Source organism: Collinsella sp. CLA-JM-H32B, assembly GCF_040098065.1.
Classification (GTDB): domain Bacteria; phylum Actinomycetota; class Coriobacteriia; order Coriobacteriales; family Coriobacteriaceae; genus Collinsella.
In genome coordinates this window covers 79,243-92,674 of sequence record NZ_JBBNNA010000002.1, presented here as the reverse complement: position 1 = coordinate 92,674, position 13,432 = coordinate 79,243, and the positions used below count along the sequence as shown (strand labels likewise).

Here is a 13,432-nt window from a genome sequence, read left to right as displayed (position 1 = left end):
CCCGGCACCCATATAAGTGCCGGGTTCTCTAAGTCAGCTATATCAAAGAGCTAATTTACTCAATGATCGTGGAGACGATGCCCGAACCGACGGTGTGGCCACCCTCGCGGATAGCGAAGCGCAGGCCCTCCTCCATGGCGATCGGGTGGATGAGGTCGCCCTCGATGGTGATGTGGTCACCAGGCATAGCCATCTCGGTGCCCTCGGGGAGCTTGACCGTACCAGTAACGTCGGTGGTACGGAAGTAGAACTGAGGACGATAACCATCGAAGAACGGGGTGTGACGGCCGCCCTCCTCCTTGGTCAGAACGTAGATCTCACCGGTGAACTTGGTGTGCGGGGTAACCGAACCGGGCTTGCAGAGAACCTGGCCGCGCTCGATGTCCTCACGCTTGATGCCGCGGAGCAGCAGACCGACGTTGTCGCCAGCCTCGCAGAAGTCCATGGACTTACGGAACATCTCGATACCGGTAACGACGGTGTTCTGGGTATCCTTGATGCCGACGATCTCGACGGGCTCGTTGAGCTTGAGCTCACCGCGCTCGACACGGCCGGTAGCAACGGTACCACGGCCGGAGATGGTCATAACGTCCTCAACGGCCATCAGGAACGGGAGGTCGTTGTTACGAGCAGGCGTCGGGATGTACTCGTCGACGGCCTTCATGAGCTCGCGAATGGCGTCCATCCACTTGGCGTCGCCCTCGAGAGCGCCCAGAGCGGAACCACGGATGACGGGGATGTCGTCGCCGGGGAAATCGTACTCGGAGAGGAGCTCACGGGTCTCCATCTCGACGAGGTCGATGAGCTCGTCATCGTCGACCATGTCGCACTTGTTCAGGAAGACGACGATGTAGGGAACGCCGACCTGACGGGCGAGCAGGATGTGCTCGCGGGTCTGAGCCATGGGGCCGTCGGTAGCGGCGATGACCAGGATAGCGCCGTCCATCTGAGCAGCACCGGAAATCATGTTCTTGACGTAGTCAGCGTGGCCCGGGCAGTCAACGTGAGCGTAGTGACGGGCAGCGGTTTCGTACTCGACGTGGGAGACGGAAATCGTAATGCCGCGCTCGCGCTCCTCGGGAGCCTTGTCGATGTTCTCGAACGCAGTGAAGTCAGCCTTGCAGCCCTCGGTCTCGGAGAGAACCTTGGTGATGGCAGCGGTCAGCGTGGTCTTGCCGTGGTCGACGTGACCAATGGTGCCGATGTTAACATGCGGCTTAGTGCGCTCAAACTTCTCTTTGGCCATAAAGCCCTCCTCTTAACAGGTCGTCCCCGGACGGGACTTTGCCTTTATACCATAGTGGCCTCTCAACATACTATTGAGAAGCCACCGTGTTACCTATGGTAGCGGTGACTGGATTCGAACCAGTGACGCCACGGGTATGAACCGTGTGCTCTAACCAACTGAGCTACACCGCCGGATGGAGCCTGCAACCAGACTTGAACTGGTGACCTCTTCGTTACCAACGAAGTGCTCTACCGACTGAGCTATACAGGCACTTGACGGGTGGGAGCTATAGGATTCGAACCTATGTAGGCAGAGCCAACGGGTTTACAGCCCGTCCCCATTAACCACTCGGGCAAACTCCCAATCGTTCAAGTATCCGCAGGTCCTTTGGTCTTTTGGACCGCCGCCCCCGCGAACGAAGAAGATAATACGATGCCACCTTGGGGGCTGTCAACGAAAACCTCTAGATACACGGTGCCGGGCGTATCTACATACCTTTGACCTGCGGTTTTGCTGAGTTTGGATATGAAGGAAGGTGAATTTGCATATAGCGGTGACATTTCCCGAGGGAACACTTTGGCGTAGTAGAGTGAGCCTGTAGAATATCACTTCGATAACGACTCATTTGCACCTATATATAGGTCGTGGTTGGGCTTCCCAGACAGAAATTTGCTCTTCCCAGGCAAAATCGAGCGTGGATAATCTCCAGGCGGGAGATTCTCCACCCTCGTTTGTCCGGAAATCCTCGCTCAGCCAGGATGACTGGGACCGGTCCGGCCTTTGTCTCGACCTGTAACATTTAGAGAACATTTTCTCCCCTATCTGTTACAGATTGAGATACTACGCAGTAGCCCCGACTTCCGTCTCATTCTGTAACAGTAAGAAAGGTTTTCAGCCTCTTCGTGTTACAGATCGAGATATTACCCGCCAACCCGTCTTAACATCTCAATCTGTAACAGCTTGAAGAGAAATACCGGTCTAGATGTTACAGATTGAGATTGAATCGTTTGGGCCGAATGTCCCCAAGATATTGGCTGGCGGTCACTAGAACTCAATCTCGTCAAAGTCAAAAGCTTTCAAAGTGAGTCCAACGAGCTTGTCTGTGCGCTCCTGAATCTGCTCGCTGGTCCAGGTATCCGTGTTTACCAACTCGTCGTTCAGGTTCAACCCGTTGCGGTATCCGACGTTCGCCCCGTTCGCATCCTTGCGGTCTCGCTTGGTCACAAAGGGCATGTTGCTCAGCTTTGAGTTATATCCGGTGATAGTCAGATTTCCAAGCGTATGAACCTGCTTCTCCTGCACCTCAATCGCCCTGGAAACGTCGCCGTCCGCAACCATCTTCACCCATTCGTCGGGAATGTTCTTACCTTGGGGAAAGATGTGCTCGATTGTCCAAACGTAGTTTCCGGAGTCATATCGATCCCAAAGTGGCTTCATCTCCTTCGTAACGCTCGGTGATGCAATAACGGTCAGGATGTAGCGCGTCATATCGGGATTGACATCGTAAATCGGCCCTTCAAGACGTTCTTTGAAGGAAGCGTCACTGGCAGACACGTCGACGAGGCGCTTCTTGATGTGTTCCGCGGCCGCAATGCCCTTGAGACCCTCGCTTTCGAGGCTCTCGCAAATACTGATGAAGAGCCTCTCCAGGTCACGCGTGGGAGGCGTATCGGTAAGGTTGCGTCGGACAAAGAAGCAGACAAGGAGCTTAACAAGAAGCGCGAGGGTTTCATCTTTTAGCTCCAACTGGTCCTGCTTCTTGAAAAGGAACAGCAGCATCAGGTAAGATGCGACGCCCTGCGCTCTCGAAAGCTCCAAAAGCTGATGCGAAAGCTCGGAATCCGGGCTCTCTTGATCGAGCCCAATGATCTTCGAGTAGAGTGCGGAATTCTCGGTCAGCTCGTCCAACACCTTAAGGGCGCCGTCATCGGCTTCCATCCGCTTCTCGTAGATTTTCAGAAGGTTGGAACGCGTGGCAACGGAACCGAGGGGGAGTTGGGAACCTGATTCGCCGATAAATGGCTTATTTACCTCCCGGCGGAAGGCATCGTAGTTCTGGCGGAAGAAGCGCTCCTGCGTCTTGTAGTCATCGCCGAGATTGCGGAGCACTTCCTGCCAGCGTTCAAAGTAATAGTCGAGCCGTCCGTCATCCACCCCGGCAACCTTGCCGAGAAGCATGTTTTTGATGAGGTCAACGGCGCTCAAGGGGACACCGCGGTTGTTAAGGGACGCGAACAGGGTATAGGCGTCCGCATGGCTATCGACGGTAATCTGGACCACGACTGCGGAGCACACCAGCTTGCAGATATCAAGCAGGGCATGAACACATTCGATCCCGCTCCCGTCTTCAACTTCCTCGCCCAATCGATCGTAAAAATAGTTGAATGCCTTAGACATCTTTCTCAGACCGAGGAACTTCGGCTTTTGCATAACGACGTCTAAACCGATATGTTCCTTCAAGATCCAGCGGTAATCCTCAAGGTTATGATTCTGAACCTGAGGAATAACGCGCGTCCTCGACTTGTCGGATTTCAGGATAAGGCGATTGCGCAGAGGGCGGACATCGTCCAGCATCAGGTCATCGTCGATAGAATCCTTATGCTCCATAACGCGAGCGTAGATGGCAGCAAGGAGAAGGCTGAGCGTCGTCAGGCGTTGCTGGCCATCGATGACTTCATAGTGAATGGTATCCATCTTGGAATTCACAGTCCCGTTCACGACAATAAACGAGCCCAGGAAGTATCCGGCATCGTTTTGGGTGATATCGTCATAGAGATTCGCCCAATCGCGCTGATTCCAAGTGTATTCGCGCTGGTAACGAGGAATGTCATAGATTTTTAGCATATCGGTCGACAGAATATTGGCAACCGTTGGGTCCTCTACGCTATTAATCATCATGAGTCCTTTCAATCACCTTGCTCACAAACGACGGGAAATCCTTGTCGCCCTTGACTTCTCGCGCCGAATTAAATCTAGACTATAGTAATACCCATGGGCTACAGGAAAGAGCGCCGCGCACGGCGCGCAATCTTTCGAGAGGCAGCGTCGGAGCTCTCGGCACCTTGGTCACTTTCCACCCTATCCCAGTTGGAGAAACAAAGCCCAAAACTCTAATGGAGACAGAGCAACTGTAAGCTTTGCTTTTCCTGCTTCGTTGCACGCATTTATGGACATTGGACATCGGTCACAAAACACACATAAATGCAATTCCGATTTAATTGTTGCATGTTTGTTGCATGAGCTGTTGCATGAAAATGCAAAATCGGGAGCCATACGGCCCCCGACCTGCGAAAACTCATGGAGCCAGTGACAGGAATCGAACCTGCAACCCACTGATTACAAATCAGTTGCGCTACCGTTGCGCCACACTGGCACACTTGGCGCTTTCACGCGAAGCCAGTTAAGAATAAAGGAATTGCGGACGAGGCGCAACAGACCCTTTGACCGACCACATCTCAAAACCCTTCGTCAGAACGAATAGTTTTATCTGTTCGCCAGAACCAAAAACTATTCGTTTTGGCGACGGTAAGCCCGCAGCCCATTGATTACAAATCAACGGGCTGGCCAATTGGGAAACGGGTCTCTATGGACAATCCCCTACCTCCCGCGCAACGCCTTGAGCTTGGCCAGCGCATCGGGACTTAGGCGACTGCCCAGGGTCATCTTGATCTGCGGAGCTTCCTCTGCCTCGTGAACGTCGTTATCGATCTGTTTGATCTCGTCCACCAGCATGCGGCTCGAGATGCGCGTAACGCCCTTGCCCATGACGACGGCCTGGATTGTGCCGTCGCTCGATACAACGGAGCACGCGCGGCCTTCCTCGCGCGCCTCGATGCAGAGCTTTTGCACCACGGTATCGGCCGAGACGCCCGTCGGCGAAAACTCGATGCGCACGCCACGGGCCGGCAGGTTGGGGCGCTCGCTGGAGATATTGCCCGCACCGTCAAACACGATTACGGCCTCGTAGCGGCCTTGGGCAAACGCAGCAACGTCGTTGATGAGGGCAGTGCGCGCCATATCGTGAACGTCGCTGGAATACGGATCGTCGGAATGATCGTACACGAGCTTTTCGTAGCGCGGCGTGCAGTGGATCACGTTGTAACCGTCGACCACCAGCAGCTCGGGCTTATTGGAGTGCACCGTCGAGACTGGGTCGGCGATAGCCTGCGCAAACGCATTGCCGCCCACGCCATAGGTCGCAGCCGAAACAATCGGCTTGGCCGAGCCCTCGCCAAAGCGCTTGGCCTTGGACTTGGCGCGGTTCTTCTTGGACATGCGCTACTCCTCCCCCATGAGCTCGCCGGCATTGCGGCGCAGCCACTCAAAGCACAGCGCGGTGGTCGCCTGGGCAACGTTGAGGCTCTCGGTCATGCCACGCTGGGGAAGCTTGGTCAAAAAGTCGCATTTCTCGAGCACCAGGCGCGAGATGCCGTCGCCCTCGGAGCCCATGACGAGCGCCACGCGGCCCTCGAAGGGAGCATCCCAGCAGCTGCCCGCGGCGTGCTCGGAAGCACCGCCCACCCAAAAGCCAGCGGCCTTGAGGTCATCGAGCGCACGGGCGATATTGGGAACCTGCGCGATAGGCAGATGCATGACAGCGCCGGCGGAAGTCTTGTAGCTGCCGACGGTCACGCCGGCAGCGCGCTTGTTGGCAATGATGACGCCCGCCGCGCCCACGACTTCGGCGGAGCGCACGATGGCGCCAAAGTTGCCGTCGTCGGTCACGTGGTCGAGCACAACGACAAGCGCCGGACCGTCGCCCGCGCGGTTGAGGATATCGGCAACATCAGCGTAAGGGAAGTTACCAACCTCGAGCGCAATGCCCTGGTGAGCGCCATGGCTCGACAGCGCATCGAGCTGCGCGCGCGGCACATACTTAATGCGGACGCCCGCGGCGTTGAGGTCGTCGACCAGACGAGACAGGGCGGCATCGCGCTCCCCGCCCTCGGCAATGAGCGCGCACTTGACGGGAAAGCCGGTACGCAGCGCCTCGGCGGCAGCACGGCGACCTTCGATAAACTCGCCCTTGGGGACCTGAACGTTGTCGCGGTTGCGATCGCGCTGAGGACGTGCGGCCTGGGTGCGATCGCGCTGGCCCTTGGGAGCGGCAGCGCGGTCGTTGCGGCGAATCGGACGCGAGCCAGAAGCAGCCTGCTTGCCTCCACGCGGTGCACGCTTGCGATTGTCGGCCATAAAACGGCCTCCTTAAATAGATAACGGACAAGAATCGACCGTCCGAGCCACAGCACCTTGCCTTTCAATCGTCGGGCATGACCACCAGGTCTATGCCCTCCTCTTTCAAGGCAATCTGCCGCACCTCGAACGGTCAACAAATACTAGAGAGTCTTAATACGGGTGCCGGCGGCAGTATCCTCGATCGTCAGGCCCAGGTCCTTGAGCTGGTCGCGGATGGCGTCGGCCAGACCCCAGTTCTTGGCGGCGCGGGCCTCGGCGCGGGCCTCGAGAATCTTGGCAGCGGCCTCGTCCACGTCGTCGCCCGTGTAGGCGACCAGGCCGGCGGCAACGCCTAGCAGACCCAGCGGCAGCTCGACCTTGGGCTCGGGGAGCTCAACGCCAAGCGTATCGAGCAGCTCGGCCAGCGTGTCGGCGGCGGCAAGCGCGGCGGCCTTGTCGGCAGCGTCGCCCGCCTGCTCCAGGTACTGGTTGCACTCGGTCACAAAGCCAAAGACGGCACCCATGGCACCAGCGGTGTTAAAGTCGTCGTCCATGCACTCCTTAAAGGCGGCACGAGTCTCGGCGGCCTTGGCGGCAAACGCCTCGGCGGCAGCCGCATCGGCATCGGCCGTCGCATGGTTCGCGGCCCAGCGCAGGTTCTCGACCGTACCGGCGATACGCGTGAGCGAGTTCTCGGCACCCTCCAGGCGCTCCCAAGAAAAATCGAGCGGCGAGCGATAGCTCGTCTGCAGCATCAGCAGGCGCAGGGCGGCAGCGGAGTGCTGCTCGAGCACCTCGGCCAGCGTAAAGAAGTTGCCGAGCGACTTGGACATCTTCTCGCCGTCTACCAGCAGCATGCCCGTGTGCATCCAGGTGTTGGAGAAGCCCTGGTGCCAGGCGCAGGTGGCCTGGGCGCACTCGTTCTCGTGATGCGGGAAGGCAAGGTCGGAGCCGCCGCCGTGGATGTCGATCGGAGTGCCCAGGTAGCGATGCACCATGGCGGCGCACTCGGTGTGCCAACCGGGACGGCCCTCGCCCCAGGGGCTCGGCCAGCTGGGCTCGCCGGGCTTGGCGGCCTTCCACAGGGCAAAGTCGAGCGGGTCGTTCTTGTCCTCGTTCTCCTCGATGCGCGCGCCAACCATAAGGTCGTCGATGTTACGGCCCGAGACCTGACCATAGTTGGGATCGCTGCGCACGGCAAAGTACACATCGCCGTTATCGGCTGCGTAAGCGTGGCCCTGCTCGATAAGCGTCTTGATCATGGCGATCATGGGGCCGATCTCCTTGGTGGCACGGGGGCGCACATCGGGATCGAGCACGTTGGCGGCGCGCATGACGCCGATGAACTTGTCGGAGAACTCCGTCGCGACCTCGGCAGCCGTACGGCCTTGCTCGTTGGCGCGCTTGATGATCTTGTCATCGACATCGGTGAGGTTCTGGGCGAACGTGACCTCGTAGCCGCTCGCGATGAGCCAGCGACGAATCACGTCAAAGCTGATGAACGTGCGGGCATTGCCGATGTGGATGTTGTCGTAGACCGTGGGGCCGCACACGTACATGCGGACCTTGCCGGACTCGATGGGCTGGAACTCTTCCTTTTTATGGGTAGCGCTGTTGTAGATACGCATTCGTTACTCCTTAACGGTTTTCTGTAGCAGGCAGACGGCCCAGGCGCCGATTCCCTCGCCCTGGCCTTCCCAACCGAGCTTTTCGGTCGTAGTGGCGGCGACGCCCACGTTTTCGACGTCAACGCCCAGGGCATGGGCAAGGTTGGCGCGCATGGCATCGCGGTGCGGGGTGATCTTGGGTTGCTGGCAGGCAATGGTGCAATCGGCATCGACAAACTCAAAGCCCAGCTCGCGCGCGTAGTCCATCACGCGAGCGAGCAGCACCATCGAATCAGCACCCTCGTAGGCAGGATCGGTGTCGGGGAATAGCTTGCCGATGTCTCCCCCGCGGCAGGCGCCCAGAATGGCGTCGGCCAAGGCGTGCGCGAGCACATCGGCATCCGAGTGGCCCAGCAGGCCGCGCTCGTAGGGAATGTCGACCCCGCCGATGATACATCGACGCCCCTCCACCAAACGGTGGACGTCGTAGCCGTGGCCAATGCGCAGGTTACTGAACATGGGGAAGGTCCTCTCCCTCGGCCATGCGACCGAGCAGAATCGCGGTTACGGGACGCAGGTCCTCGGGCACCGTCACCTTAAGGTTATCGCGCGGGCTCTGGACACAGCGGACGCGCCCGCCCATGCGCTCGACCAGTGATGAATCGTCGGTACCGATAAAGCCCTCGGCGATAGCAGCGGCGTGAGCGCGCTTCATGGCGTCGACGCTAAAAATCTGCGGCGTCTGCGCGGCCCAATAGAGCTCGCGCGGCGGCGTCTCGACGATATTATCGCCGTCGACGATCTTGAGCGTGTCGATCGCGGGCTGACCGCACACGACACCGTCGAGCGAGCGGTCGCCCATGAGCACGTCGATAGCGTGGTCGATGGCCTCGGTCGTAATGAGCGGACGAGCGCCATCGTGGATGGCAACGTATTCAAAGCCCGCCGGAACCGCATGCACGCCGGCACGAGTGGAATCCTGACGGGTATCGCCGGCATCGGCAAAGCTGATGGGCGTGTCATAGTCAAACGGGTCGATGGCCAGGCGGCGCATCTCGGCACGGCGCTCGGCAGGGCACACCACCACGATGTGGCCGACCTTGTCGCTACGATCGAACGCGCGGATGGACCAGCTCATGAGCGGACGGCCCGCCACGTTAACGAGCTGCTTGCCGCCGGGATTTCCAAAGCGCTGGCCGCTGCCACCGGCAACGACCACGGCGCATACGGGCGCCATTATGCGTTCCCCTGTTTGGTGCCCTTCATGCGGTACAGCGAGTCCGCAAGAATGGCAGGGTTGTTGACGCCAAAGTCGCCCAGGCGCTCCGGATCCTCGCTGATGTCGTCCATGAGCTCCTGCAGCGAGCCGTACTCGTCGACGATCTTCTCGGCCACGCCGTCGCGTACGACGGACACTCGCGAAAGCGTGCGCAGGCCCAACGGCGTCATGACGGAGTCCTCGTCCAGGTCGTCATAGCCCAGAACTGCCGCCACATGCTGCGGGTCGGACAGGTCCTTAGGCGTCATGCGAGCGAGCTCTGCACGAATCTTCTCGGCGTTTGCCTCGGAGGAATCGCTCGCGTAGTCGCGGATCATCAGGTCGTATTCGGTATCCATACTGGAACCGGCGAGCTGCTCGAGCTGCATCTGCACGAGCTTGCCCTGGTTGCCCAGCTTGACGATGCAATCCTTAAGCTCGGTCTTTGCTTGCTGCATGATCTCGAAGCTCGAGAAAATACCGGTAATGTCGGCGAGCGTAACGTAGTCGTCGAGCTCGAGGGCCGTCAGGCGCAGCAGGGAGCGGTCGAGCGACTGACGAGTAGTCTGAAGCGTGGCGACGAGCTGGTTGACCGAGCTCATGATGGTGGTGACGGGCTGGATCTCGTAGCTCTTGCCGTGAACGTACACGTTAACGACGGCACGACGGGCCGAGACCGAGATCACGATGGCATCGGTGAGCACCGACATGCGAGCGGCGGTGCGGTGACGCATGCCCGTCTCGCTCGTGGCAAGCGAGGGATCGGGATTGAGGTGGAAGTTGGCGCGCAGGATCTGGGTGAGGTCGCCGTCGATGACGATGGCACCGTCCATCTTGGAGAGCTCGAACAGGCGGTTCGAGGTGAACGAAATGTTGAGCGGGAAGCCGTCGTTACCGGCAGCGAGCACGTTTTCGGTGTCGCCGACGCAGATAAGGGCGCCCAGGTGACCGGCGATGATCATGTCGAGGGCGGTGCGGATCGGCTGACCAGGTGCCGTCAGGCGGATGGCCTGTTCCATACGCTTTTGCAGCTCGTTCTTATCCAAGGCATCGCTCCCATCGTATACGCTCCATAAACGCTAAATAGTTTCTCACGGTTTGTCCCCGCGGCGCTTGCGAAATCCGATGCTTACAGAATGAGCGAACACAGCTGAGAGCCCAACCCAAATGGGCTGCTTATGTGGTAGCATCGGGATTCGCATAAATGAGGGAGTAGTCGCGTGATCGGGTTCGCCTCCGGTGGCGCGGCAAGTCAACACACTGGCCGATGCGGCCTGGCTTGCCTTAATGAACGAGACTCGTGGCTGTGCGCGCAACGCGTACGCCACGGGTCTTTTTTGTTACTCCCCCAAGAGGTACACGCGGGCCCGCCCGCAGAGAGGGAGCCAGACTATGGGACTCGCAGAGCTCGTGTTGCTCGCAGTTGGCCTTTCGATGGACGCCTTTGCCGTATCCATCTGCAAGGGCCTTGGCATGAAGAAGATCAACCTTAAGGTCGCCGTGGTGCTCGGCCTGTTCTTTGGCGGCTTTCAGGCCGGCATGCCCGTAATCGGATGGGCGCTTGGCAGCCAGTTTATGGGCATCATCGGACCCATCGACCATTGGATCGCCTTTATCCTATTGGCCTTTATCGGCGGCAAAATGCTGTGGGAAGCCTTTACCGAAGACGAGGATGAAGGCGACGGCAAGGATGCCGAAAAAATCGACCTGGGCGAGTACCTGATCCTTGCCATCGCCACCTCGATTGACGCGCTCGCCGTGGGTATCTCGTTTGCGGCGCTCTCGGTCGACATCGTTCCCGCCGTATCGCTCATCGGCATCACGACTTTTATCTTTTCCGTCTCCGGCGTGGCGATTGGCCACACCTTTGGCGCGCGCTACGAAAAACCCGCCACCATCGTGGGTGGCGTCGTGCTCATCCTCATCGGCCTTAAGATCCTGCTTGAGCACTTGGGAGTTTTGGCGCTGTAGCCTAGCGGCTCACAGTGCACGCGCAGCCTTTCGGCCCCATCTCACCAGACATTACTGCCGTGTTTCCCCTAGGGAAAACACGGTCAACGGCGCCGGCCATCAAAATAGGAGCCCTCGGATGTGGCAAAGGGACTGTCCCTTTGTCACATTGACATGCAGACTTTTGCAGGTCATACTAACATGCAAAAGTCTACATGTTTGGAGGTCGCCATGGATGCCCTTCCCATCACCACACCGCGCCAAGCTGGCATCTACGTGCGCCAAGCGCGCGAGGCACAAGGGCTCACCCGTGCGACCCTCGCTAAAAAAGCCGGCGTTTCGGAGCGTCTGCTCGCATCGCTCGAGCTAGGAGATGCCACCGGCATTCGACTCGACAAGCTGTTGAAGGTATTCGATGCTCTCGGACTGACGCTCGCCGCTCAAGGGGATATCACCGAAACGGGCAGCGAACAATCAGTCAACGCCCCGCATGCCGACCAGGAACCTCGCAGTGCCCCCAAGCGCCATCACGCTCAACGCCCTCAACATAGCAAGCGTCGCAGCGCCGTCATTCCGGCTCTTGAAGATGCACCCTTTACGTCCGAGGTCTACGACAAAGCCTTCGCAGATTTCGCCATGTCCAATCTCGGAATCTCGATTACCACAAACGCATCTGCCCAAGCAAAGCCTGAAGGGAACACTTCTGAGCACTATGAACATTAGCTAATTTGGGACGTGTCTCTTTTAATTACTTCAATCAGCGAACGTGCCCATATCTAAAGTAGCCAAAACCCCATTACACATGACGCACGAGAGAGCAAAATTCACCGACATGAGAATCACGAAAAGCCATGACCCTTTACACCGAAACAACTCGTGAACCGTCTTCTTAAACATGCCAGCTCCCATCAAGCGACCTTTTATCCAAAACTGAATTTGTTCGCCGCTTAATCGCCCCATATATCCCTTGTTGTAAATTCTTGCTCAAGACATTATCGCGGGTTGCGGTGCCCAGGATCCCATTTCGCCTTTATATACATACGAATAGGCCCCCTATTTTCATAGGCAAGCGCGGAGATTATAACGGCAGCCACCATCAGGCCGAAAATAGCCCTTTTGTCCGAAAAAAGGGACGAGAGAAAAAGGCATATTGCGGAGAAAACTATAGCCGCCCCCATCACTCGGTTTACACCTTGAGTCTCGGCCGTCCGCTTTGCCTCCTCTAAACGCTCTCCCGATAGCAATGACATTCCGGCAAGCAATCCCGTGAGCTTGCCTCGATACATCATTATTCCGAACACCAGCAGCAGGCATGACTCAACCATTGGAACCACAACGCCCGACATCGCCATCACTCCAGTCCATTCCTTGTCATCGAATCCTTGCGGCGGCTCAGCGCATCTGGCGTCAAATGCAATCTCGTGTCAAACGGTCTGCTCGTAAGCTCAATTACTTTGCATGAGCTCGAACGCGCCGGTTTAAACGGCATACAGTTTAGCCTCGATGGCCTACGCGATTCTCACGAACATATGCGGGGGCTCCCGGGGCTTTACGACCGGGTGCTCGACGCCATCGATATCGCGCTGAACGAAGCCTCACTGCACTTTTCAATTGCCTTTTGTCCGGCATCGTTCAATGTCGACGATTTCAAGCCAGATTATACGATGCTTCGAGACAAGCTGAAATCGTCGGGTAGAACTGACCGAATTGACCTTCGAATTCAGCCACTCATGCTCCTCGGTAGAGCCCGAAGAAACCGCACGATTCGCCCTTCTAATAATCAATACCGTCGGCTAGTCAACACGATCAACGATCTTCGATACGATCCGGACTATCGAGGCTACTTCATGTTTGAGTGGGGCGACCCTATCGACCACTTGGTCAGATTCCCTCAACTGCAAATGCAATTTGACCAAGTGGCCATCCACGCCAATGGCGATATCGTCGCATCCCCCTATATACCTCTCATCATCGGAAACGTTCGCAAACACAGTCTTCAGGAATACTACGATGCCGGAATGGCAACCGTTTGGGATAAGCCCGTTGTTACCGCGTTGGCCAATCGCATGCACTCGATTGACGAGATGGAAGAGATCTCATCATTGATTGCAGACATCAATATGGACGGCGACCTCTATATCGACCTAATCGACAATGATCTAGGCGACCTGAGTGTCCTGTCCCAATTCTAAGGAGATGTTCCCATGTACGAGC

At 57.7% G+C, this 13,432-nt stretch carries 12 protein-coding genes and 4 tRNA genes; 3 read left to right on the top strand and 13 right to left on the bottom strand.

What is annotated here, in order from left to right; genetic code table 11:
- Positions 1-55: 55 nt before the first annotated feature.
- From tuf to disA, 12 genes are all read right to left on the bottom strand, one after another.
- Complete coding sequence (gene tuf / locus AAA138_RS02420; protein WP_035137538.1) at positions 56-1,246, bottom strand: elongation factor Tu; 1,191 nt, start codon at positions 1,244-1,246, stop codon at positions 56-58.
- A 96-nt stretch (positions 1,247-1,342) separates the two neighbouring features.
- A tRNA-Met gene (locus tag AAA138_RS02415) sits at positions 1,343-1,419 on the bottom strand.
- Positions 1,420-1,422: 3 nt separating this feature from the next.
- Positions 1,423-1,498, bottom strand: a tRNA-Thr gene (locus AAA138_RS02410).
- Positions 1,499-1,508: 10 nt separating this feature from the next.
- Positions 1,509-1,590: transfer RNA gene (locus tag AAA138_RS02405), tRNA-Tyr, on the bottom strand.
- 682 nt (positions 1,591-2,272) lie between these two features.
- Positions 2,273-4,123 carry a DUF262 domain-containing HNH endonuclease family protein gene (locus AAA138_RS02400; RefSeq protein WP_349089424.1) on the bottom strand — a complete coding sequence of 617 codons (1,851 nt, stop codon included), beginning with the start codon at positions 4,121-4,123 and terminating at the stop codon, positions 2,273-2,275.
- Between the two features lie 403 nt (positions 4,124-4,526).
- A tRNA-Thr gene (locus AAA138_RS02395) sits at positions 4,527-4,601 on the bottom strand.
- 224 nt (positions 4,602-4,825) lie between these two features.
- Positions 4,826-5,503, bottom strand: a complete 678-nt coding sequence (locus tag AAA138_RS02390; RefSeq protein ID WP_006234978.1) for an NYN domain-containing protein — start codon at positions 5,501-5,503, stop codon at positions 4,826-4,828.
- Positions 5,504-5,506: 3 nt separating this feature from the next.
- On the bottom strand, positions 5,507-6,421 hold the full coding sequence (rlmB, locus tag AAA138_RS02385) for a 23S rRNA (guanosine(2251)-2'-O)-methyltransferase RlmB (RefSeq protein WP_349089423.1): 915 nt from the start codon (positions 6,419-6,421) through the stop codon (positions 5,507-5,509).
- A 143-nt stretch (positions 6,422-6,564) separates the two neighbouring features.
- Positions 6,565-8,031, bottom strand: a complete 1,467-nt coding sequence (cysS, locus tag AAA138_RS02380) for a cysteine--tRNA ligase (RefSeq protein ID WP_349089422.1) — start codon at positions 8,029-8,031, stop codon at positions 6,565-6,567.
- A 3-nt stretch (positions 8,032-8,034) separates the two neighbouring features.
- Complete coding sequence (gene ispF / locus AAA138_RS02375) at positions 8,035-8,529, bottom strand: 2-C-methyl-D-erythritol 2,4-cyclodiphosphate synthase (RefSeq protein ID WP_006234975.1); 495 nt, start codon at positions 8,527-8,529, stop codon at positions 8,035-8,037.
- Complete coding sequence (ispD, locus tag AAA138_RS02370; RefSeq protein ID WP_138374748.1) at positions 8,519-9,247, bottom strand: 2-C-methyl-D-erythritol 4-phosphate cytidylyltransferase; 729 nt, start codon at positions 9,245-9,247, stop codon at positions 8,519-8,521. The genes ispF and ispD overlap by 11 nt, the downstream gene beginning before the upstream one ends.
- Complete coding sequence (gene disA, locus AAA138_RS02365; RefSeq protein WP_040359001.1) at positions 9,247-10,314, bottom strand: DNA integrity scanning diadenylate cyclase DisA; 1,068 nt, start codon at positions 10,312-10,314, stop codon at positions 9,247-9,249. The genes ispD and disA overlap by 1 nt, the downstream gene beginning before the upstream one ends.
- Before the next feature lie 346 nt (positions 10,315-10,660).
- Here disA and AAA138_RS02360 point away from each other — a divergent pair, with 346 nt between their 5' ends.
- Both AAA138_RS02360 and AAA138_RS02355 read left to right on the top strand, forming a co-directional pair.
- The gene (locus AAA138_RS02360; RefSeq protein ID WP_349089421.1) at positions 10,661-11,239 is read left to right on the top strand and encodes a manganese efflux pump MntP family protein; all 579 of its coding nucleotides are present in this window, start codon (positions 10,661-10,663) and stop codon (positions 11,237-11,239) included.
- A 210-nt stretch (positions 11,240-11,449) separates the two neighbouring features.
- Positions 11,450-11,941, top strand: coding sequence for a helix-turn-helix domain-containing protein (locus AAA138_RS02355; protein ID WP_349089420.1), 492 nt, complete (start codon positions 11,450-11,452; stop codon positions 11,939-11,941).
- Positions 11,942-12,210: 269 nt separating this feature from the next.
- Here the strand turns inward: AAA138_RS02355 and AAA138_RS02350 are convergent, their stop codons facing one another.
- A complete protein-coding gene (locus AAA138_RS02350; RefSeq protein ID WP_349089507.1) occupies positions 12,211-12,570 on the bottom strand; it encodes a DUF3784 domain-containing protein in 360 nt (119 codons plus the stop codon).
- 69 nt (positions 12,571-12,639) lie between these two features.
- Between AAA138_RS02350 and AAA138_RS02345 the strand changes: the two genes are divergently transcribed.
- A complete protein-coding gene (locus AAA138_RS02345; RefSeq protein ID WP_349089419.1) occupies positions 12,640-13,410 on the top strand; it encodes a radical SAM protein in 771 nt (256 codons plus the stop codon).
- The last annotated feature ends 22 nt before the right edge of the window (positions 13,411-13,432 follow it).

Bases quoted from the DNA above. Each gene is read 5' to 3' on its own strand.
- AAA138_RS02400 (WP_349089424.1), bottom strand. From the start codon at position 4,123: ATGATTAATAGCGTAGAGGACCCAACGGTTGCCAATATTCTGTCGACC.
- AAA138_RS02355 (WP_349089420.1), top strand. From the start codon at position 11,450: ATGGATGCCCTTCCCATCACCACACCGCGCCAAGCTGGCATCTACGTG.
- ispD (WP_138374748.1), bottom strand. From the start codon at position 9,247: ATGGCGCCCGTATGCGCCGTGGTCGTTGCCGGTGGCAGCGGCCAGCGC.
- rlmB (WP_349089423.1), bottom strand. From the start codon at position 6,421: ATGGCCGACAATCGCAAGCGTGCACCGCGTGGAGGCAAGCAGGCTGCT.
- tuf (WP_035137538.1), bottom strand. From the start codon at position 1,246: ATGGCCAAAGAGAAGTTTGAGCGCACTAAGCCGCATGTTAACATCGGC.
- AAA138_RS02350 (WP_349089507.1), bottom strand. From the start codon at position 12,570: ATGGCGATGTCGGGCGTTGTGGTTCCAATGGTTGAGTCATGCCTGCTG.
- AAA138_RS02360 (WP_349089421.1), top strand. From the start codon at position 10,661: ATGGGACTCGCAGAGCTCGTGTTGCTCGCAGTTGGCCTTTCGATGGAC.
- AAA138_RS02390 (WP_006234978.1), bottom strand. From the start codon at position 5,503: ATGTCCAAGAAGAACCGCGCCAAGTCCAAGGCCAAGCGCTTTGGCGAG.
- ispF (WP_006234975.1), bottom strand. From the start codon at position 8,529: ATGTTCAGTAACCTGCGCATTGGCCACGGCTACGACGTCCACCGTTTG.
- cysS (WP_349089422.1), bottom strand. From the start codon at position 8,031: ATGCGTATCTACAACAGCGCTACCCATAAAAAGGAAGAGTTCCAGCCC.